Source organism: Erwinia sp. 009765445, assembly GCF_058137865.1.
This window is the reverse complement of sequence record NZ_JBYUWC010000017.1, coordinates 75,525-98,348: the sequence shown is the minus strand read 5'-3', so window position 1 is coordinate 98,348 and position 22,824 is coordinate 75,525. Positions and strand designations below refer to the sequence as shown.

The 22,824-nt window shown below is 54.6% G+C and carries 11 protein-coding genes and 2 pseudogenes; 4 read left to right on the top strand and 9 right to left on the bottom strand.

What is annotated here, in order from left to right:
• Positions 1 to 1,782: a GMC family oxidoreductase gene (locus AC3Y5R_RS18385; protein WP_489922512.1), complete on the bottom strand. Its 1,782-nt coding sequence runs from the start codon at positions 1,780 to 1,782 to the stop codon at positions 1 to 3.
• Positions 1,783 to 1,784: 2 nt separating this feature from the next.
• Positions 1,785 to 2,522: a gluconate 2-dehydrogenase subunit 3 family protein gene (locus AC3Y5R_RS18380; RefSeq protein WP_489922511.1), complete on the bottom strand. Its 738-nt coding sequence runs from the start codon at positions 2,520 to 2,522 to the stop codon at positions 1,785 to 1,787.
• A 374-nt stretch (positions 2,523 to 2,896) separates the two neighbouring features.
• Between AC3Y5R_RS18380 and AC3Y5R_RS18375 the strand changes: the two genes are divergently transcribed.
• Positions 2,897 to 4,288, top strand: a complete 1,392-nt coding sequence (locus AC3Y5R_RS18375; protein ID WP_489922535.1) for an MFS transporter — start codon at positions 2,897 to 2,899, stop codon at positions 4,286 to 4,288.
• A 41-nt stretch (positions 4,289 to 4,329) separates the two neighbouring features.
• Here AC3Y5R_RS18375 and AC3Y5R_RS18370 read toward each other — a convergent pair whose 3' ends face one another.
• Complete coding sequence (locus tag AC3Y5R_RS18370) at positions 4,330 to 6,519, bottom strand: sensor domain-containing protein (RefSeq protein ID WP_489922510.1); 2,190 nt, start codon at positions 6,517 to 6,519, stop codon at positions 4,330 to 4,332.
• Between the two features lie 343 nt (positions 6,520 to 6,862).
• Here AC3Y5R_RS18370 and sbmA point away from each other — a divergent pair, with 343 nt between their 5' ends.
• Positions 6,863 to 8,089 (top strand): peptide antibiotic transporter SbmA, encoded by a 1,227-nt coding sequence (gene sbmA / locus AC3Y5R_RS18365; protein WP_489922509.1) that lies wholly within the window; start codon positions 6,863 to 6,865, stop codon positions 8,087 to 8,089.
• Positions 8,090 to 8,290: 201 nt separating this feature from the next.
• Here sbmA and AC3Y5R_RS18360 read toward each other — a convergent pair whose 3' ends face one another.
• Positions 8,291 to 9,934, bottom strand: a complete 1,644-nt coding sequence (locus AC3Y5R_RS18360; RefSeq protein ID WP_489922508.1) for a dihydroxyacetone kinase subunit DhaK — start codon at positions 9,932 to 9,934, stop codon at positions 8,291 to 8,293.
• A 680-nt stretch (positions 9,935 to 10,614) separates the two neighbouring features.
• Here AC3Y5R_RS18360 and AC3Y5R_RS18355 point away from each other — a divergent pair.
• A pseudogene (locus AC3Y5R_RS18355) lies at positions 10,615 to 11,891 on the top strand (2-isopropylmalate synthase); the annotation flags it as partial.
• Here AC3Y5R_RS18355 and AC3Y5R_RS18350 read toward each other — a convergent pair.
• The 5 genes and pseudogenes from AC3Y5R_RS18350 to gltP all read right to left on the bottom strand — a co-directional run.
• Positions 11,888 to 12,303: pseudogene (locus AC3Y5R_RS18350) on the bottom strand (cupin domain-containing protein); the annotation flags it as partial. The pseudogenes AC3Y5R_RS18355 and AC3Y5R_RS18350 sit on opposite strands and share 4 nt — an antisense overlap.
• 123 nt (positions 12,304 to 12,426) lie before the next feature.
• Positions 12,427 to 13,971, bottom strand: coding sequence for a methyl-accepting chemotaxis protein (locus tag AC3Y5R_RS18345; protein WP_489922507.1), 1,545 nt, complete (start codon positions 13,969 to 13,971; stop codon positions 12,427 to 12,429).
• A 223-nt stretch (positions 13,972 to 14,194) separates the two neighbouring features.
• On the bottom strand, positions 14,195 to 17,158 hold the full coding sequence (locus AC3Y5R_RS18340) for an autotransporter domain-containing protein (RefSeq protein ID WP_489922506.1): 2,964 nt from the start codon (positions 17,156 to 17,158) through the stop codon (positions 14,195 to 14,197).
• A 23-nt stretch (positions 17,159 to 17,181) separates the two neighbouring features.
• Positions 17,182 to 18,390 (bottom strand): hypothetical protein, encoded by a 1,209-nt coding sequence (locus tag AC3Y5R_RS18335; protein WP_489922505.1) that lies wholly within the window; start codon positions 18,388 to 18,390, stop codon positions 17,182 to 17,184.
• 618 nt (positions 18,391 to 19,008) lie between these two features.
• A complete protein-coding gene (gene gltP / locus AC3Y5R_RS18330) occupies positions 19,009 to 20,313 on the bottom strand; it encodes a glutamate/aspartate:proton symporter GltP (protein WP_489922504.1) in 1,305 nt (434 codons plus the stop codon).
• Between the two features lie 529 nt (positions 20,314 to 20,842).
• Here gltP and acs point away from each other — a divergent pair.
• The gene (gene acs, locus AC3Y5R_RS18325; protein WP_489922503.1) at positions 20,843 to 22,798 is read left to right on the top strand and encodes an acetate--CoA ligase; all 1,956 of its coding nucleotides are present in this window, start codon (positions 20,843 to 20,845) and stop codon (positions 22,796 to 22,798) included.
• The last annotated feature ends 26 nt before the right edge of the window (positions 22,799 to 22,824 follow it).

Sequence of the window (22,824 nt, the reverse complement as noted above, 5' to 3'; positions counted from 1 at the left end):
TTACGCCTGCACCAACGGACCCGGGTTATTCAGGTACTGTTCACGGATCGCTTTTGCTGACCAGTAAGTCAGCGCTGCCACCATACCGGTAGGGTTGTAGCCCAGCCCCTGCGGGAACGCGGACGCGCCCGGCACAAACACGTTAGACACATCCCAACTCTGCAGGTAACGGTTCACCGCACTGGTTTTCGGATCTTCACCCATGATTGCCCCGCCATTCATGTGCGTGGTCTGATAAACCGTGGTATCGAAATGCGTTCCCGCCTGCTTCGGCGACCCACTGATCAGCGTTGGATTCATCGCTTCGGCGATTTTATGCATCCGGCCGTGCATAAACTGCGACATTTTGATGTCGTTGTCCTGCCAGTCGAAGGTCATACGCAGCAGCGGCTGGCCAAAGGCATCCTTGTAGTTCGGATCGAGGTCCAGGTAGTTATTGCGATACGACTGGTGCGCACCGTGGGCATCCATCGATACATGGTGCGTGTAGTGGTCGGCAACCGCTGCCTTCCACTTGCTGCCCCAGTTCGGCGTACCCGGAGGCGTCGGCAGGCCAGAGATCGGCTTCACGCCAGCCTGGTTGACCCAGAATGGTGAACCGCCGACAAAGCCATATTTGCCGTGGTCAAAGTTGTCAGCGTTAAAGTCGTCCACGCCCACGCCTGCGCCACCAGCACCGATAAAGTTGTTGGTGAACACGTCCTTATCGAAGAAGGCTTTAATCGTGGAGATATTCTGATAAGCGAAGTTACGGCCTACCGTGCCCTCGTTAGTCACCGGATCGTACGGCTTGCCGATGCCGGAAAGCAGCATCAGGTGCACGTTGTGGAACTGAAAGGCGGAAAGGATCACCAGGTCAGCAGGCTGCTCAATCTGACGGCCCAGCGCATCGACATAGGTCACGCCGATCGCGCGCTTTTTATCAGCCGTCAGGTTAACGCGCAACACGTTGGCATTTTCACGCAGCTCGAACTTCGACTCCTGACGCAGTGCAGGCAGTACGTTAACGTTCGGCGACGCTTTGGAATACATGTAGCAGGCATAGCCGCTGCAGTAGCCGCAGAAGTTGCACGGCCCCATCTGTGCGCCGTAGGTGTTAGTGTACGGGCCTGAAGTGTTGGCAGAAGGCAGATCGTAAGGGTGATAGCCCACTGACTCTGCCGCCTGAGCAAACATCTGGGCAGAGAAGGTGCGCTTCTGCGCGGGCAGCGGGAACTTGTCGGAACGGTCCGGTGCAAAGGGGTTACCCTTGCCCTGGCCGATCACTTTCCCTTTCACGCTCCACTCCGAACCGGAGGTGCCAAACACCTTCTCGGCCTGATCAAAGAACGGTTCCAGCTCATCATAGGTGACGCCAAAATCCTGGATAGTCATCCCTTCAGGAATGAACTTCTTGCCGTAGCGCTCTTCGTAGTGGCTGCGCATCCGCAGTTCGATCGGGTCCACGCGGAAGTGAACGCCGGACCAGTGCAGACCCGCTCCACCGGTACCGGTGCCCGGTAAGAAGGCGGCCAGCTGGCGATAAGGCTGCGCGGTCTGCGCGGCGTTATGACGGATAGTAACGGTGCTTTTTGACAGATCCTGGAACAGCTTTTTACGGATGTTATAGGTCAGCTCGTCAATAACCTGCGGATAAGCGCCGTCAGGATAGGTATCACGGTGCGGACCGCGCTCCAGCGCCACCACATTCAGGCCCGCTTCGGTCAGCTCTTTGGCCATAATCGATCCGGCCCAGCCGAAGCCGACAATCACCGCATCCACTTTTTTCATTTCGTTTGCCATGGTTACGCTCTTTCCCCTCGAATCGATACCGGTGGGAACGGATAGCGCTCTCCACGTTCAACCCAGTCCATAAAGTCCGCACGGGCACCCGGGAAGTTAATCAGCGTCCAGCCGACCATGCCCTGATTGCCACCGTGGATTGGATCGCTGAAGAAGCCCTCGCGGGTGTTCTGCAGCAGAAAGGAGAAAAAGACTTTGGCCGGAACCTGTCTGAACTCAACGCTGCCCGCTTCGAAAGCCTGCAACAGTGAGTCCTGCTGGTCGCCACTGAGCCGAGCAAAGACTTTACCGTGCTGCGCTTTCGCCACGGCATCCGCATCTGCCAGTCCCAGACGGTAAATCTGGCGCGGCACCAGCGGATACTGGTAGCCCAGTTCTTTGTCGGCATCCGGGTGGAAAGGCCCCTGCATATACCAGTTGGAACCAATGGCGTAAGGGGTGTTCATCTGGCGGTCGATATACTCCGGCACGCCAGCTTCCAGCGCGCCCGGACCACGATCGTCAGCAGGGATCAGGCGGGCGGCTGCCGCCTGCAAAAAAGCATACTCTTCAGGGGTAAACCAGGTTGGCTGGTAATCGCGAGCTTTCTGCGGTCCGGCAGGAGCGGTCTCTTTTGCCGCGGCTGGAGTGGAGGCGGTTAGTGCGCCCAGCCCGGTGCCGCCCAGTGCCATGGCTGGGGCCAGGGTAATGGTTTTCAGCAGAAAGTCCCGGCGGGAACTTCCGGTTTTTTCGTTCGACATGACATTGCCTTTTCAAGCTTAGCCCTGGTGAGGAAGGCTAAGGGTTCACGGTTGCTTGCGGTATTTTTTTAGTGGAGTTCAGGCGTACAAATTGGTTAGCGGCACAATGTTACCGGTAACAATGACACTTATTGTATCCGATCTTTTTGCAAACATTTAGCGTAACGAAACAAAATGGCACAAATTCATTAACAACTTTCGCCGTGATGAGCAGGAAATGTTACAATTTCGCTCAGGGCAACTTTTTATGCTAAATTTTCTTATTAAAGGCAGCAATTCAAAATTTAACTCCTGTCCGAACCCCTTAGGATTGAGGGTTCCCTATAAAAATAAAGTGGTTGCAAAACAACATGAGTGAAATCAGTTCGGCAGGGATGACATCGCCGTCCGCAGAGAAAGTGAACACCAAACGCCTGTCCGCCAGGATCGATGCCCTGCCCGCTTCCGCCGGGCTGTGGCGCTTTATCGCGCTTCTCTCGTTAGGCGGATTTTTTGAGCTTTATGACCTGTTTCAGACCGGCTATATCAGCGCGGGCCTGCTGGCCGAAAACATCTTTCATGTCGGCAGCCAGGGCGTGTTTGGTCTATCCGATCAGGCGGCGTTTGCCTCTTCGACCTTCCTTGGTCTGTTTACCGGAGCCAGTCTGCTGGCTCCCTATGCCGATCGTTTTGGCCGCCGTCTGACTTTTATGTGCGCGCTGGCGTGGTACGGCTGCTTCTCGCTGATCATGGCCTTCCAGAATCAGGCCGAATGGATCATCTTCTTCCGCTTTCTGATCGGGGTTGGGCTGGGGATTGAGCTGGTCACCATCGATACTTATCTGACCGAATGCGTGCCAGGCTATCTGCGCAGCAAAGCCTTCGCGTTTGCCTTCTTTGTGCAGTTCCTGTCGGTGCCTGCCGTGGCACTGATGTCCTGGTGGCTGGTGCCGCAAACCCTCTTCGGCTTAACCGGCTGGCGCTATGTGGTGATTGCCGGGGCGCTGTGTTCGTTGGTGATCTGGCTGATCCGTAAGAATTTGCCGGAATCGCCGCGCTGGCTGGCGCAGCAGGGCAGGCACAGTGAAGCGCATCAGGTGGTGAGCCTGATGGAAGCGCGCTGCGGTGTCCCTTCCACAGCCCCCCGGGACAATGAGATTGAAACGGGTGAAATCATCGAGAAGAAAGGGACCTTCCGCGATATCTGGCGGCCGGAATACCGTCAGCGTACGCTGATGCTGGTGGTGATGAACTTCTTCCAGTCCATCGGCTTCTTCGGCTTCGGCAACTGGCTGCCCGCGCTGCTTTCCGGCAAGGGAGCCAGCATCACCCACAGCCTACTGTATGCCTTCTTTATCACCCTTGCCTATCCACTCGGCTCGCTGATTTGCAGCCGCTACGCCGACCGGATCGAGAACAAGTGGCAGATCGTTCTCTCCTCGCTGATGACGGTGATTTTCGGCACGCTGTTCGCCCTGCAGAGTGACCCGGTGCTGCTGATTATCTGCGGCTTCTGCATCACCTGGTCCAACGCCTGGCTGACCTACAGCTACCACGCCTATCAGACCGAGGTGTTCCCCACCTTTATCCGCGCCCGTGCGGTGGGCTTCTGCTACTCGTTCAGCCGGCTTTCAACCGTGTTCAGCAGCATTCTGATCGGCATGATTTTGCAGGTGGCAGGCTCGCAGGGGGTGATCGCCTTTATCGTGATCAGCATGTTGATTGTAATGCTGGTGATTGGCGTGTTTGGTCCGAAAACGCGGGGACTGAATCTGGAGAATATCTGAGGCGAAAGCGGGAGGACATTGCAGTCCTCCTGTCGGGGGTACTATGTGGCTGTCGGTAAGCCGGGATCGTTAAGCGCCTCCCTGTTCAGTAGCACTCCGGTACCAGGCGGAGCCTCTGCGGCAGGCGGCGTGACGGCAAATCGCTCAGGCGGGTTAAACAGCTTAAGCCGGGTCTCCGACGGCTGCTGGCGACCAAAATAGTACCCCTGGAACAGCGTACAGCCTTCGTTTTTCAACTGCTCGTACTGCTCACTGCTTTCCACCCCTTCTGCGGTGATCTGAATATCCAGACTGCGGCTCATCCCGGTAATGGCGCGGATAATCGCCAGCGCTTCACGGCTGTCCTTCATATCATTGATAAACGACTTGTCGATCTTGATCTTGTCGAACGGGAACGATCGCAGATAGCTCTGCGACGAACACCCTGTGCCGAAGTCATCCAGCGCAATTCTCACCCCCAACGCCTTCAGCTTCTGCAGAGTGCGGATATTCACCAGGGTATTATCCAGCAGGACCGATTCGGTAATTTCGACCTCCAGCCGGTGCGGAGCCAGTCCGGAATCTTTCAGTGCGGCTTCCACTACCGAGACCAGCGAACTGTTTTTGAACTGCAGCGGCGAGAGGTTGACCGCCACGCTCTGATGCTCAGGCCAGCCAGCGGCTTCCCGGCACGCTTCGAACAGCGCATAGGCCCCCAGCGAGTGGATCAGCCCGGTCTCTTCGGCGATGGGGATAAAGTCCATCGGCATGATCAGCCCTTTTTCCGGGTGATGCCAGCGCATCAGCGCCTCGTAGCCGATGATGTCCAGCCCCTGCCCATTGGTGATTGGCTGGTAATAAAGCTTCAGATGGCGACCGGTCATAGCCTCGCGCAGGTCGGTTTCAATCATCCGGCGCTTGCTGGCAGCCTCACCCATTTCCGCCGAGAAGTGTTCAAAGCGGCTGCGTCCGTTGCGTTTGGCTTCGTACAGAGCCATATCCGCACAGCGCAGCAGTTCATCCTTGGTGGTCATGCCCCTGTCGGCAATGGCAATGCCCACGCTCAGGCCGACCGACAGATTATGGCCATCCACGTTGAACGGTGGCCTGATCACGTCGATCAGCCGCTGGGCAACCGTTTCAGCCTCATCAACGTGGGTAAGTCCCGGCAGTACGATAGAGAATTCATCCCCACCATTTCGCGCCAGCGTATCCTGGTCACGCAATACGCCGCGTAACCGGCTGGCAACGGCTGTCAGCAAGTCGTCACCGACCTGATGACCCAGCGCATCGTTAACATTCTTGACGTTGTCCAGGTCCAGGCAGAGCGCGGCGGTATGCTTATCCGTGTCGCGATCGGCCCGCAGCGCTTCATTCAGGCGCTGGCTGAACAGCACGCGGTTAGGCAGGCTGGTCAGGTTATCGTGGTGCGCCATGTGGTGAATGCGCGCATCCGCAGCGCGCTGGTCCGTGACGTCATCGGCAATCAGCAAAACATAATTGGTACGCGCATCGCTGCCCCGAATAATCGAAGCGGAAGCGTTGATGATCCTTTCCCCACCACGGGTGTTAAGCAACTGCTCGTTTTTATGTACCCCTGCGCTGCGCTGAGCGGCATTCGCCAGCTGGGCGAAATAGCTGCTCACTTCCTGTGTCGTGCATTCAGACAGTTTTTTGCCCGACGTCTCGTTCTGACGGATACCCAGCAGCTGCTCTGCTTTGCTGTTCAGCAACAGAATTTCCTGCGAGACCACATCTTCAACAATCACGCAGGATGGGATATTGGCAATAATGGTATCCAGGAACTTCGACAGGGAGGCGGTGCGGGCACTGTTTTGCTCAGCCAGATCTTTCGCCCGCAGGATCTGCTGCTCGTACTCCCGCACTTCAGTACAGTCACGGGTGATTTTGGCAAAACCAATCAGCGTGCCGTCTTCCGCCTTAACGGCGTCCAGTACCACGTGGGCCCAGAAGGAGCTGCCGTCTTTGCGATAGCGCCAGCCTTCCACCTCGTAACGGCCGGTATCTGCTGCAGTGCGCAACGCAAGCTGGGGCAGACCTTTAAGCCGATCTTCCGCGCTGTAGAAGCAGGCAAAGTTTTTGCCAACGATCTCTTCAGGCTTATAGCCTTTGGCCCGTTCTGCTCCCGCATTCCAGTTAGCCACAGTGCCATCCGGCTTCAGCATATAGATTGCGTAGTCGACTACACTCTGCACCAACAGCCGGTACATCACATCACTATTTTCATTCATGGGCTTTTCGCCTGATCACCAGCTGCTGCCCGGATGTCACCCTTGTCAGTCCCGGCACTACAGGTACGCCATCCCCTGGCGCAAATGGGGGTCGCTCCATACCGGTGAATCGGTCAGAGCGCTGCTTTTTTAGGAAAATTCTGTACTAGCTATAAACTGAAAAGCGCCGCCAATTCAAGAGATTTCCTCCTTTACTCAGAGGTTCTTTCCTGTTTATCGGCATTGATTAAAAATTATTCAGCATTTATTTCTTTAAAGAGGGGCTGTAATCAATAGAAACAACCGCAATGAGATTGTTAACGGCAAAAAGCGTTATAAAAAGAGAACAATACCAGGAGTGCCTATGTTTAAATCTTTTTTCCCCAGGCCTGCGCTCTTTTTCAGCAGTGTCGTTCTCTGGTCTGCGATTGCCATTTTGCTGTGGTTCGGTGAAGCCCGTGAGTGGCTTCTGCATCTGGCGCTTTTCTCTCACGGAGCGACTCTTCCGCTGCCGAATAACGCGCTGCGCTTTATGGCGCCGTCAGGGCTGACCTTCTACCTTTACTATCTGCTGGTGGTGGTGCTGTTTGCCGGATTCTGGTCGCTGTTCAGCCCGCATCCGTGGCAGCGCTGGTCGGTGCTCGGTTCGGCGCTGATTATCTTTGTCACCTGGTTTTCCGTGCAGGTTGGCGTGGCGGTCAATGCCTGGTACGAACCGTTTTATGATTTGATCCAGCGCGCAATGGCTCACCCCAACACCGTGAAGATTGAAACCTTTTACAGCCAGCTTGAAGGGTTCCTCAGCATCGCACTGATTGCGGTGGTGATTGACGTGCTGAACATGTTCTTTATCAGCCATTACGTGTTCCGCTGGCGCACGGCGATGAACAATTACTATATGGATCACTGGGCTGAACTGCGGGGGATTGAAGGGGCTGCCCAGCGAGTACAGGAAGACACCATGCGCTTCTCCTCCACGCTTGAGGATATGGGCGTCAGCTTTATCAATGCCATCATGACGCTGATTGCCTTCCTGCCGGTGCTGGTTGCCCTGTCAGTCCACGTGAAAACCGTGCCAATCCTCGGCAGTATCCCCTACGCGCTGGTGATTGCTGCCGTACTGTGGTCACTGCTGGGGACAGGGATGCTGGCGGTGATCGGTATCAAGCTGCCGGGTCTGTCGTTCCGTAACCAGCGGGTGGAAGCCGCCTACCGTAAGGAACTGGTGTACGGCGAGGATGACCCGCATCGCGCCAGGCCGCCAACGGTAAGGGATCTGTTCCACAACGTGCGTAAGAACTACTTCCGCCTCTATTTCCATTATCTGTACTTTAACATTGCACGCATTCTCTACCTGCAGCTGGACGCAGTATTCAGCCTGTTTGTGCTGTTTCCGTCGATCATAACCGGCGCGATTACGCTTGGGCTGATGACGCAGATCACCAACGTGTTCGACCAGGTGCGCGGCTCGTTCCAGTATCTGATTAACTCGTGGACGACGCTGGTGGAGCTGCTGTCGATCTACAAACGTCTGCGCAGCTTCGAACGCACGCTGAATGAGTTACCGGATCATGAGGATGTAGCGGCTTAATGGCGCGGAGAATTCGGACCATTTGGGAAGACCTTTGAACCAACGACTCTGAGGCTTACAGCGCGGGGAACCCTGGCCGGGAATAAAGCGTCTCAGGCCAGGGACGGCCTGAGTCGAGCTGCCACTGACGGCGCTTTTGCGTCTTTATGAGCGGCCAGGGTTCCCCGCGCAGGCACTGTTTTAGCTTTAAGCTATTAGTTCTCAGTTTCCAGCCAACTTCGCAAACACCCTCTCCACCGCGAAAGCTCCCGGATCCGTTACCCCATTCAGGCTGTCCTTATTCAGATAGGAAGAGCGACCGGCCTTCGCCGAATTCATCTGCGCCGTAGCATCCGCACCTTTCTTCGCTGCGGCCGCCACTTTCTCCAGCCCTTCGCCCTTCACCAGCGCGGCAAACGCCGGATCCAGCGCATCAATCATCGTACGGTGTCCCGGACGTGCACCGCCGTAATGTTGCATGCGGTCCAGTCCCCAGCTCAGCGCCTCCGGCAGCGATTTACCCTCTTCCAGCTTCTGCCCCGCCGCGGTAAACATGATCGACATCAGCACCCCGCTGGAGCCGCCCATCACCACCGCCAGCTCGTCACCGACCTGCGTCAGCAGGCTGTGCAGCTCGTTCAGCGGCAGCTGTTTCGCTTCCAGCGCCTTCAGCACCTTCCCGGCACCGGCAGCAAAGGTGGAACCGGTATCGCCATCGCCCACTTTAGCATCCAGCTGATTCAGCTCGCTTTCCAGATCCATCAGCGTGTTGCAGATACTCTCAACAACGGCTGCAACCTCTGCATTCTCTGACGGCTTAGCTTTCTCACCGCGGGCCACTTTTTCGCCTTTGATCGGCATAATATCCTGCACTTTCACCGCAGGTTTCCAGCCGTTTGCCTCAACCGGCGCGGTAAGCGCTTCAGCCAGGGAGGCGGAAAGGACCAGAGTGGAGAGTGAAAACCCTTTCATGTCCAGCGCGCTGACCAGCGTGGCCGGGCCAATCAGTAGCTCTACCTGCTTACCCAGTGGAGAACGCAGCGCTTCACGGGTCAACACCGCCATTTCAAGCTCAGAAAAACCACCGAGGTTATTCACCAACAGCGCCACTTTCTTATTATCCGGATTCTTTGCTGTCAGTTTCTCTGCAAGCGTGGCGACAATTTCCTCACTGTTCTGCGTCTTCAGCGTTGAAGCACCAGGTTCCCCGTGGATCCCCATCCCCAGCTCGCCCTGCCCTTCCTTCACGCGGTCATCCCGCTTTTCACCCGGCACGTGGCAGGTGGAGAATGCCAGGCCGATACTGGCTGTGGCTTTAATGGCCTCACTGGCCAGCGTGGTAACCTCCTGCAGCGATTTCCCCTGAGCGGCAGCAAAACCGGCAACCTTATGCACCAGTGCCGTACCGGCGATACCGCGCGGCTGTGGATTGTCCGGCAGGGCAATGTCATCGGTTACCATCACCAGCTCCACCTTAAAGCCCAGCTTTTTCGCTTTTTCCGCCGCCAGACCAAAGTTAAGGCGATCGCCGGTATAGTTTTTCACGATCAGCAGGCAGCCTTCATCACCAGTGACATTGATGATGGCGCTGAGCACGGCATCCACGCTTGGCGAGGCAAAAATATCGCCGCAAACCGCCGCCGTCAGCATCCCTTTCCCGACAAAACCCACGTGGGCAGGCTCATGGCCCGAGCCACCACCAGAAATCAGCGCCACTTCTTTTTTATCCCAGTCATTGCGCACCACCACCCGGATATCCGGCCCGGCATCCAGCAGGCTGATATTGTGGTAACGGCTGCTGAGCAGCGTCCCTTCGATAGCTTCACTGACCAGCTGATTTTTCTGATTCATAAAGAACTGGCTCATCGCATTACTCTCTCTGATGTTAGAAAATAGTCGCTAAGTCACTAACTGTAGTTGAATTATTCCAACGGAATTGATGAAATATGCGAAGCGGATTAAAAAAAGCAAAGTGTGAAGCAGGTATAATTTCCGTTAAAATAAGATTTATCCTTAGTCATTCAGCTAAGTCATTAACACCTGTTTCATTTTTAATCAACGTGTTAAATAATAATGTCATACTGGTGAGCTAACTTACCCTCCCACAGAGCCTCAGTTAAGAAAAATCTGCGAAGATAAAAAACCTCATGATAAATAAGGATTTTAATTTTAAAAATATCGCATTTATCTTATTTCCCTGCCAGATGCAAATTTAAAATTGCAGTCACCAGAACTTTTAATATAAAGTCCCTTTCATCGTCTGAAAAGCTTCGATGCAATAAAGGGATTTTATTGAGAAAGCTGTGACCTCTCGTATTAATTCCAAAAAGTCTGCTACTGCAAGCACATTATAATTAGATTGCCACCAGCAGCAGACCTCACCACCGTTTCATCACGTCAACACCAGGGCGTTATACAGGGCGGGCCGCAAGGCCTGCTTTTTTTTGCCGCAGCCTGTCAGTTTCACGACACAACCTGTCAGTTTTGCACCAGTGAACGCATAACCGACTCGGCACAATAAAGGCTCATTCTTCAGGAGAGCCCAGATGCTGTTAACCCCGAGCGACAAATACGCCCCTTTTCCACCGCTGTCCTTACCCGACCGCCAGTGGCCCGGAAAAATCCTGCAGCAGGCCCCGCGCTGGTTATCAACAGACCTGCGCGATGGTAATCAGGCACTGGCCGAACCTATGGACAGTAACCGAAAAAAACTGTTCTGGCAGTTGTTGCTCCAGTGCGGATTAAAGGAAATTGAAGTGGCTTTCCCTTCCGCCTCGCTGACAGATTTCAACTTTGTGCACGAGCTGATTGAGGAAAAGCTGATCCCCGATGGAGTCACAATCCAGGTCCTGACGCAGGCTCGCAGCGACTTTATCGACCGTACCTTTGTCGCGCTGGAGGGTGCCAGGCATGCAACGCTGCATTTATACAACGCCACGGCACCGGTTTTTCGCAAACTGGTCTTTCGTCAGAGCCGAGAAGAGATCGTTGCGTTGGCGGTCAGTGCCGCCCGACAAATCAGATTGCGCTGCGCCAGCCTGCCGGAAACGCACTGGACCTTTGAATACTCACCAGAAACCTTCTGCTTCACCGAAATGGACTTTACTTTGCACTGGAAATTTGCGAAGCCGTTGCGGCGGTCTGGCAGCCCTGCGCTGCGCGACCCATGATCATCAATTTACCGGCAACGGTAGAGGTCAACACGCCGAACGTTTATGCCGACCAGATTGAGTATTTTTGCCGCCATTTCAGCCAACGCAGTCAGGTTTGCATCAGCGTTCATCCCCATAATGACCGGGGAACGGGTATCGCCTGCGCAGAACTGGCCCTGCTGGCCGGGGCCGACAGAGTCGAAGGCTGCCTGTTCGACAACGGCGAACGTACCGGTAATGTCGATCTGGTGACGCTGGCACTGAACCTCTATACCCAGGGTATCCCGCCTGGCCTCGATTTCAGCCAAATCAAACAGGTAGTGGATGTTGTGGAAGAGTGCAATCAGCTGCCGGTCCATCCACGCCACCCTTACGCTGGCGAACTGGTCTTCACCGCCTTCTCTGGCTCCCATCAGGATGCGATCAAAAAAGGCTTTGCAGCCCGTCAGTCATCTCCGCAGGAACTCTGGGAAGTTCCCTATCTCCCGCTCGATCCAGCCGATATCGGCTGCAGCTACGAAGCGGTAATCCGCGTTAACAGCCAGTCAGGAAAAAGTGGCGCCGCCTGGATGATTGAGCAGAATCACGGGCTGAGGCTGCCACGATCTCTTCAACAGCATTTCAGCCAGCATGTGCAACAACAGGCTGACGGACAGGGAGGGGAAATGACCCAGTCACTGAATTGCAGCCCCGTTTCGTAATAAAAACGCCTGGCCAGTGTCCGGCTGCTGATGCTGAGCTGTTGCGGGGCATTTTACATCGTCCAGCGCTCGCCTGGCTCATTCCGGATTTTCTGACACAGCGCTTTAAGTGGCGGTGTATTCGGCTCGGCAGTGAAAACGGCAGCACGTCCATCACCCGGATTTCATCCAGCAACAGCTCATAAATCCGTTCGGTGCGGGTGTGTGGCTGGTATTGTTCTGGCAAAGCCAGCGCCGCAATAATCAGCTCCCTGAGCAACGGTGAAACCTGCACCACCTGGCAGGTGGCAGGCAGATCGGCCCTGGCCAGCGGATCGATAAATACTGTCCGGGCAGCCACCTGACCAGTAATGTGCAGCGCATGCCGGACGCCGGGAGGTAAAACTGGGGCTGAGGGTGGTGGACATAACGGCTTCCGTCATCAGAGTATCAGGAAAACTTATCATGCCCGGAGAATGACTGACAGACTCAACTGAAGGGGCCAGCCCCTTCAGTTGCAACAGGATTAACGGAAGACGCTGATTGCCTCAACCAGCCGGGTGGCCTGATGTGCCATACGGCCAGAAGCCTGTGCCCCTTCTTCCACACGGGCAGCATTCTGATGGGTGATATTGTCCAGCTCTTCCACCGCAAGGCTGACTTCACTCAGGGCCGTAGCCTGTTCAGCAGTGGCCGAGCTGATCTGCGCGATCAGGGAAGTCACGTTCTGCACCTGGGCGACAATGTTTTCCATGGTTTTTCCGGCATCGTTAACATGGCAGCTGCCCGACTGCACTTTCAGGGCACTGGTTTCCACCAGGTCTTTGATTTCACTGGCAGCTTTGGCGCTGCGCTGCGCCAGGCTGCGTACTTCACCTGCCACTACCGCAAAGCCTTTGCCCTGCTCGCCTGCTCGCGCAGCCTCAACCGCCGCATTCAGCGCCAGGATGTTAGTCTGGAAGGCAATACTGTCAATCACGCTGGTAATATTAGCAATTCTCTTCGAACTGTCGGCAATTTCGACCATCATGCTGACCATCTCATGCATTGCCTTGCCACCCTGAGTCGCCGCATCACGGGTGCTGCCCGACAGGCTGTTCACCTGCTGCGCCGTTTCCGTATTGCTTTTCACCGTAGCGGTCAGCTCATTCATGGTGGCTGCCGTCTGCTGCACATTGGCGGCGGCATGCTCAGTGCGGCGGCTGAGATCGTTATTGCCCTGGGCGATGGCGTCGCTGGCGCTGAGCACATTGATTGCCTGACCGCTGACATCATCCACTAGCCAGCGAAACATCAGGCCCAGCTGGCCGATAGCCCGCAGCGTGGTACCCACTTCATCCACCCGATCCATCTGCTCACCTTTATGGCTGGCTCCGGTTGCCACACGCAGCGCCTGCTGGCACATGCGCTCTACCGGACGGGATATTTGCTGCTCCATCAACGCGGAGGCCAGGAACAGCAATACGACCATGGCAGCGGTGAAAATCCCCAGCGGCTGGCCGGGAAGCCCCAGAACCCACACAACGGCGACGCTCAGCGGCAGTAGGGCCAGCAGCAGTGTTCGAATGCGCCAGCGCAGAGGCAGGGTTTTCCCGGCCGATAACCAGCGCAGCGGGCCGGTGCGCACCAGCAGCCCCTTATGGAAACGCCAGCTTCTCCGTTTGCCTTCCCGAAACTCACGGTAAAGCACTTCTGTCTGTTGGATCTCCTGCTTTGCAGGCCTGGTGCGCACCGACATATAGCCCTGCACTTTGCCCTCTCTCACCACCGGAATGGCGTTGGCACGCACCCAGTAATGATCGCCATTTTTACGGCGGTTCTTCACCAGTCCAGTCCAGGGTTCGCCCTGCTTCAGGGTGGCCCACATATCAGCAAAGGCCTCCGGCGGCATATCAGGATGGCGCACCATATTATGAGGCTGTCCGTTAATCTCATCCGGCGTGAAGCCGCTGACCGCAACAAAAGCATCGTTCGCGTAAGTAATGTGGCTGCTGGTGTCGGTGGTCGACATCAGCGTCGCACTTTCATCAAACACATATTCCTGCTGTGTTACGGGTAAATTCGTGCGCATGGAGCGGATCCTTAATGCGGGCACCAAAATTGGCCTAAGAGTTAATGATTTGTGATTTTTATATTTTCGGCGCTCAGGCGGGGATCTTTAGCGGTCGGAGTTAAATTTCGCCTTACCGTTATTACGCAACAAAATCCCGCCAGCAAGGGAAGCCTGCAAAGTGAACCGGTTCCAGATAAGTAATGACCACAAAATCTCTAAATCATTATTATAAAGAGGAGTTTTAGAGTATTACGGATGTATCTTTCAGCGGAGAAAGGACGGGCTGAGGAAACCCCAGCCCGTTATCATCAGAAAGTCCAGCGGACACCGGCGTTATAGTTCCAGCCCTTCGCACCGTTGCTGTCGATCTCTTTGCGGTAGTCCGCTTCGGCATAGACCGAGATATCTTTGGTGAAGGTGGTGGTCCCCCCATCCCGACCTGCCACATCTGACCAAACCTGCCGCTGGTGAAAGTGGTATCCAGGTTGTCGCTTCCTTCCGCTCCCACGGTAGTTTTCGCCTTGCCGCCCCAGCCTTTGTAGTAGTTGGCACGCAGATACGGTGTGTACTGCCTGCCGCCCTCATCGCTCCAGCTGCGATCCAGTCGCGCACCGACACGTCCCACCGTCTGGCTGTAATCGTCGTAATTCACCGTCAGGTTGTCTTTGTCGGTGAAGTTATCCATCCCCAGATGCAGGTACATTAGCTGGGCCTGAGGCTCCAGACGCACTCCACTGCCCAGCTCAATCGGATAGCCACTCTCCAGCGAGGCACTCCAGCCTTTGCCTTTGATTTTTACCACATTTTTCTGTCGGACGATATCCGTGTCACCACGATGCCAGTCATAAGTCAGCACGCCATCGAGGTAGAAACCGCTGTCACGCATCCAGGTCATGTACAATGCCAGGCTGTCACTGTCGAAAGTGGTGCTGCTGTAACCATCAACCGCGTCTGGCTTCACACGGGTGTTAATCACCCCGCCGGTATCAACTGAAACACCACTGCCACTTACGTCCAACCCAGTGCCGGAGGCCACATCCAGCGTACCGTTATTATTGAAGGTACTGCTGTTACGCAACCGGATACCGGTGTTGTTGGCACCCGTCAGCCTGACCACATAATCGTTGGCCAGCGTTGCGCCGTTATTCACGTCAAAACCAATAATATTGCTGCCGCTTCCCTGAATATCCGCTCCGCTGTCAACGGAAGTCGGTCTGGTGACGCCGGTCAGCGTATTGCTCAGGCTGCTCTCCTGATTATCAACCTGCACCCCAATGCTGTTGTCTCCGTTCAGGATAATCTGGCTGCCAACAAACAACGTGGCCCTTGCGCCGCCATCCACTCTGACCGCGGTGGCTCCCTCACCGTTCACCGTGAACTTATCGCTACTGAGCAGATAAGTATCGCTGCCGGAAGCCACTATCCCGTGAGTATTGGCACCGTTGAGCGTGACATCCAGCGGATCGAATAAATTGAGTACCGCACCAGAACCCAGGCGATAAAGCGTTGATCCATCAGTGTTTACATCTCTGACGTGGTTGTCAGGGAGGATAGTTGAGAAGAGGCCCCGGGCATAGTAGGCAGTCTGATTAATATTGTTGAAAACAGGCGATCCGTTACTCCCTACCCTGATTAGCCCCCCACTGATGGCTTCATACCCGACCGCATTTTCCCCGTTCAGGTTCATCACTCCATCCTGCTGAACAGCAGCGAGCGAACCCAATGCCAGCACGCCAGTGGAAGGTTCAGAAGCACTGCCACCATTGACGTTAATCGTGCCGCTATTGGTGACTCCGGCAGTGTCATTTCCGGCAAGACCATCGACGTAGAGGCCAGTCCCGCCATTGTTAACGGTGATATCCCCACTGTTGCTGACGCTGGCTCCATACTGCGCCAGTATGCCCGTGCTGTTATCACCGCCCTGCGTAATATTCCCGGTGTTGGTCAGACTGGCCTGATTGTGCACTATCAGGCCGGTTTGTTCAGATCCAAGGGAGATATCCGCATGGTTGGTCAGAGATGTATTGTCATCGGCCACGGCGGCAATGGCATTGATTCCCTTCAGGTTAAAAGTGGTCGCGGCATCAATAGTGCCCTGAGCACCGTTGCCAAGCGCCAGAGCAGTATCACCCTCACCAAGATTAAACGTGGCACCGTTGGTATTCACCGTTGTGCCTGCACCACTGCCCGAAATAACCGTGGAATAGCTTCCATCGGCATTAAAGGTCATCCCCGCGCCATCCAGCACCGCGCCCTGTTGCAGGGTGAACAGGGTTGAATACCAGGCTTCAAAATTACTGGTACTTTTCTGTTGCAGGTTGACTTTCGCCTCCGGCCCGATAACCAGAAAACCGAGCAGATTCTGACCATTACTGACCTGCGGCATCGCCTCGTTGGTCAGGTTGACCGTGGCATTCCCGTCGGCCCGGATCGCCACAGCACCTATACCATCAATAGAGATCGGTCCTGAAAGGTTGGCGGTGGCGCTGCCGCCATTCTGTCCGGAGACCCAGACGCCATAAGTCGGGACGTTCTGGGTTGGGTAATCACGTCCTGAGGCATAAATTGCGCCGTCGGAATAAGCGCTGGCGGTCTGCCCGGCTGTTGCCACCACTTTCAGCCCGGTACTGTTGTAACTGTTGACGTTAATGGTGCCGCTGTTACCCACCTGACCGCCGCTGCCCGCATTGGTGACCAGCATGCCGATATTAGGGTTCTGCAGGTCGTCCACCAGGCCATTAATCTCTATCACACCTTCATTTTTCAGCACGGTCCGATCGCCGCCATTCGCCTGCATCGCCACCGCGTTTTGCGTCTGCGAGCCAATAACAATCTGCCCGTAGTTGATCGCACTGCCGTTTGCCGTCACTTCAATCCCGCGTGTGCCACCGCTCTGATTCAGTTCGGTATCACTGGTGCCGTCCGTCGTGCTGTTCTGCACCGTACGCCCGAGGTAAATAGTCGCGCCGGAGGCATTCACAAAACTGGCATCAGCTCCGTCGACCATCACCGCAGAGGTATTGCCTCCCCGGGTGGATTCCCACATGCCGACGTTGATATTACCGTTGTTCACCGCGCTGGTATTGTCCAGCCACAACGCAGCCGTGGGGTTGCCGGTCACTCCAGCCTGATCGGAGAAATTGCCCACCACGGCATAGTTAAGGACACCGTTGTTGGTGAAGTGGCTGCCATCAGAAACGTTCACGCCATTGGATCCGTTGCCGACGCTCAGGCGGTCGGTTCCGGAACCATCCGGGTAACCAAAACCGATCCCTTCACCTTTTCGTAATTGAAGAAGCCAGCGTTGATCACGCCGTTGTTGATACCGGTGCTGCTACTCAGCAGCTCCAGCGCCGCGCTGTCGGTACCCACAGTACCGACGCTGGACACTTTGCCGTTGATGATCGCCGTAGCTCCATTGCTGGTCCGCACGGCACCGCCGTTGGCATTAGCCACTTCCAGCGTTTTACCAGCATTGACCGTGACTGTTGCGCCGGGGCCATCGGCACTCAGCACCACCACGTTACCCGGCGGCTGCGTCACATCGTCACCTGCTCTGTCAGCACTGACCTGATAAGTAATGCTGCCGTTAGTCAGGGTGATCGCCTTGCTGAACTCGCTGTTATAGCTGCTGGTGCTGAGGTTGCCGCTCTCCAGTTGCTGGATCAGCCAGTCGTTATAGCTTTGCAGCGCAAAAACATTGGTGACGTTGAACCCGGTGGAGATGCCATCAAGGGTGGTAACGCTGAAGGCACCGTTCAGGGTGTACATGTTGGTGTCGGGGATGGTCACAATCTGATCGGGCGGGGTACTTACCGCATCAAAAGTGATACGGTTACTGGAATCCCAGTTCATATTCCCGGTGCTCGTGGCGGTAAACAGCTGGCTCTGTTTGGCGGCCATCATCCAGCTGTTAGTGGCCGCCGTGATGGCTGCGTTTTCATCCCCGATATCAACGTTGATGGTCCCTTTGCTGACCTGTGCCACCCGAGCGTTAATATATTGGGCATCGCCCACGTTCACCACGTCACTGACCTGGGTATAGGCGTCGATAGTCTCATCGCCAATCAGATCGGCCGAGTTATACACCTGATAAATATTGTTGCCGCTGCCGTTCGGGTCAGGAATAGTGATGTTGTGATCCTGGAAAACGGAATTGAAACGCAGCGCACCAATATACTCGCTGCCGCTGATGATCCGCCCCGTATTTTTCAATTCACCCAGTGAAATGCCCTGCGTGCCGCTCTGGCCGGGGTCAAACTGTGGAAAACCCCTCAGGGTTTGCGTGCTGCCGTTACACACGCAAAATACCCCGACTTTGTTATCATTGTTTTCTGGCGTACAGGGCTTCAGGGTTGCTGCCGTGGTTTGCGGGACAGAGAGGAGCATTCCCTGCGCGGCAATACGGGCAATAACCAGAGGGTGTAATTCAAACAAAGACATCTCCTCCCAAAAGAAGAATCAGCGTCACCACGTGATAAAGTTATGTGATTTTTAAATAAGTTAATACCGACAGAGAACCACGCGATCAGGCGATGGATTAATTTTCTTTACGGCATTATCATCATTTCACAATGCAAACGTCCAGATGGGAAATTGGAAATAACCCGAAACAAGTATAAAATAAGAATAAACCCGCCATTTGTATATTATGCAGCGGACCTTAAACAACAAACAAAAAACAATGTCACAAAATTCAAAAGTAGTTAAATTAATAACTTAAAAAGACTCAGGTTTGCATTGATAAATGCTACAGAAACTGGCGAAACCTGACTGTATTAAACGTCAACCGCATTAATGAAAAAACGGCTTTCATTAAAAAATATCGACAGTTTAGCAGGTTAGAAAAATAATCAGGTCCACTGTAAAAAAAGGCTGGTCAACTGAGGAAGAACCATCAATTAAAATCATTCATTATGATCTGTGGAAAAACGGGTGAAGCAGGTTAACTCTGAAAATAATAGTCGTTTTACTGCAGAACTGAGAGGTTACCAGGAGGAAGATGCGGGAATCACTCTGGTGGAACATTACTGTCCCACCAGAGCCAGACATTTATTAAGTCGAAGAAGCAATCCGCTTAATTTCAGACTCATAGGCCACTGCCTGCTGAGTATCGAACTGGTTTTCCCACTTGGCGATCACCAATACCGCCAGTGCGTTACCCACCACGTTCAGCGCGGTACGGGCCATATCCATAATACGGTCCACACCAGCAATAAACGCCAGGCCTTCCAGCGGAATGCCCACACTGCCCAGCGTCGCCAGCAGCACTACGAAAGAGACGCCAGGCACGCCAGCAATCCCTTTTGAAGTCACCATCAGCGTCAGCACCAGCACGATTTCCTGCCCGATGGACAGCTCAATGCCATAGAGCTGGGCAATAAAGATCGCCGCGATGCTCTGGTATAACGTGGAGCCGTCAAGATTAAAGGAGTAGCCGGTCGGCACCACAAAGCTGGTAATCGACTTGGGCGCACCGTAGGCTTCCATCTTCTCCATAATACGCGGCAATACGGTTTCCGAGCTGGAGGTGGAGTAAGCGAGGATCAGCTCATCCTTCAGGATACGCATCAGAGTGGTGATACGCAGCTTGCAGAGACGGGCCACCGCACCCAGCACCACAAAGGCGAAGAACAGAATGGCGGCATAAACCAGGATCACCAGCTTGGCCAGCGGCCACAGCGAAGCGAAGCCGAAGTTGGCAATGGTCACAGAGATCAGCGCAAACACGCCAATCGGCGCATAGCGCATGATCATATGCGTGACTTTGAACATCGTTTCCGAAGTTGAGCGGAACACCTTCAGCAACGGCTCACGATGTTCTGACGGCAGCGAGGAAAGCCCCAGACCAAACAGCACCGAGAAGAAGATAATTGGCAGCATTTCACCTTTCGCAATCGCCGCAAAAATATTCTGCGGGATCAGCGACAGGATCGTGGTAACCAGGCTGTGCGCCCCACTCTCCACCTGCGCGGTGGTTGCTTCATACTTAGAGATGTCCACCGTTGCCAGCGTCGACATATCAATGCCGTAGCCAGGTTTAAACACGTTCGCCAGGGTAATCCCTACCACAATGGCAATGGTGGTAATCACTTCAAAATAGACGATGGTTTTCAGGCCAATGCGTCCGAGCTTCTTGGCATCACCCATACCGGCGATACCGACGATCAGCGTGGAGATAACAATCGGCACCACGATCATTTTGATCAGGTGGATAAAGATATCGCCAGCAGGGCTGAGAATGTTAGTGATTAACCATTCACGATCGGACGGTTGGTTATGCAGTATCGCACCAACGATGATCCCCAGCACCAGTGCCGTCACTATTTGCCAGGCAAGGCTGAATTTTGCAGCTTTCATAATTTTTTTCCTTAACAAAACCCGGTATCCGCGTCTGGCGTGCGGATTGAATCACTCTCAAGGGAGACCAGGCCGAAGTCGGCTAATTCGCGGATGTTGGATGGTGATAACCTGATTTCCAAGCGCGTAATCAGTACCATTTTCACGGGTATAAATGCAACCCTATGTGATATACGGCTAATATTTCGGCAACAAACAGGATAAAATTCCGGAACCCCCTTCCAAAACTAACTCCTTGTTATAATTAGAAATATTTAAACCCGCTTGCGCATAGCTATGCAACAAATCACCAGAGCTGGCAACATTGACAAGGTTCAATCGTCTTCATTTTGACCAGCTTATTTTTGTACAGCGGCGCTTTGGTGGGGAAATGGCAGCAGAAGTTCCACATCGGTTAGGTAATTTTTCAGCCGCTTTCATCACGTACAGTTATGACGTGATCTGTGGCGCAAAAAGCAAACAAAGCCCGTCGGCTCGCTTCACTTAACCTTTGATTGACATATTATTAACATCTTCAAGGAGATTCGCTATGAGCCAACAACATCGTCATCCCGTTCCCGCAAACATTGCGGAAAATACCCTGATCAACGCTCAACAGTACCAGTCGATGTACCAACAGTCCGTGCAGGATCCTGATGCATTCTGGGGCGAGCAGGGCAAAATCCTCGACTGGATCAAACCTTTTTCCATGGTGAAGAACACTTCGTTCGCACCGGGCAATATCAGCATCAGCTGGTTTGAGGACGGTACGCTGAACCTGGCGGCTAACTGCCTTGATCGCCATCTGCACACTCGCGGCGACCACCCGGCCATTATCTGGGAAGGCGATGACGCCAGCGAGAGCAAGACGCTGACCTTCCGGGAGCTGCATCGCGAGGTGTGCCGCTTCGCCAACTCACTGAAAGAGCTGGGGGTGAATAAAGGCGATGTGGTGGCTATCTATATGCCAATGGTACCGGAAGCTGCCGTTGCCATGCTGGCCTGCGCCCGCATCGGTGCCGTTCACTCGGTGATTTTTGGTGGCTTCTCGCCTGAAGCGGTAGCCGGGCGGATCGTTGACTCCAACGCGAAATTGGTAATCACCGCTGATGAAGGCGTGCGGGCAGGCCGCACCATCCCGCTGAAGAAGAATGTCGATGATGCGCTGGCTAACCCCAACGTCAAAACCATCACCAACGTGGTGGTGTTCAGACGTACCGGGAAAGAGACTGGCTGGCAGAATGGCCGGGATATCTGGTGGCACGAGCTGATGAACAAAGCCAGCGCACACCACCAGCCGGAAGAGATGAACGCGGAAGACCCGCTGTTTATCCTTTATACCTCTGGCTCAACCGGTAAACCGAAAGGGGTGCTGCATACCACCGGCGGCTACCTGGTCTACGCAGCCACCACTTTTAAATACGTCTTCGATTACCATCCTGAGGATGTTTACTGGTGTACTGCCGACGTTGGCTGGATCACCGGCCACAGCTATCTGCTGTACGGCCCACTGGCCTGTGGTGCCACCACGCTGATGTTTGAAGGCGTGCCGAACTGGCCGCAGCCGAGCCGTATGGCTGAAGTCGTCGATAAACATAAAGTCACTCTGCTGTATACCGCCCCAACCGCGATCCGCGCACTGATGGCCGAGGGCGATAAAGCCATCAAAGGTACCGATCGCTCCAGCCTGCGTATTATGGGCTCAGTCGGCGAACCGATTAACCCGGAAGCCTGGGAGTGGTACTACAACAAAATTGGCGACGGCCGCTGTCCGATAGTGGATACCTGGTGGCAGACCGAAACCGGGGGCTTCATGATCACCCCGCTGCCGGGTGCCACTGAGCTGAAAGCCGGATCGGCCACCAAACCGTTCTTCGGCGTGCAGCCCGCGCTGGTGGATAACGAGGGGAACGCTCAGGAAGGAGCCTGTGAAGGTAACCTGGTGATTATCGACTCGTGGCCCGGCCAGGCCCGTACCCTGTTTGGCGATCATGATCGCTTTGAGCAGACCTATTTCTCCACCTTCAAAAATATGTATTTCAGCGGTGACGGCGCACGTCGTGATGAAGACGGTTATTACTGGATAACCGGCCGCGTTGACGATGTCCTGAACGTTTCCGGTCACCGTCTGGGCACAGCGGAAATAGAATCTGCGCTGGTTTCGCACCCTAAAATTGCCGAAGCCGCCGTGGTGGGTATTCCGCACAATATTAAAGGCCAGGCTATTTACGCCTATATCACGCTGAACAGCGGCGAAGATCCTTCACCGGAACTGTACAGCGAAGTCCGTAACTGGGTGCGTAAAGAGATCGGCCCGATTGCCACTCCGGACGTGCTGCACTGGACTGATTCATTACCGAAAACCCGCTCCGGCAAAATAATGCGCCGTATTCTGCGTAAAATTGCCACGGGCGATACCAGTAATCTGGGCGATACCTCCACTCTTGCCGATCCTGGCGTGGTGGAGAAACTCCTTGAAGAGAAACAGGCAATTAAAATGCCGTAATTCGCTTTAAGGTAATTAACGTTGTG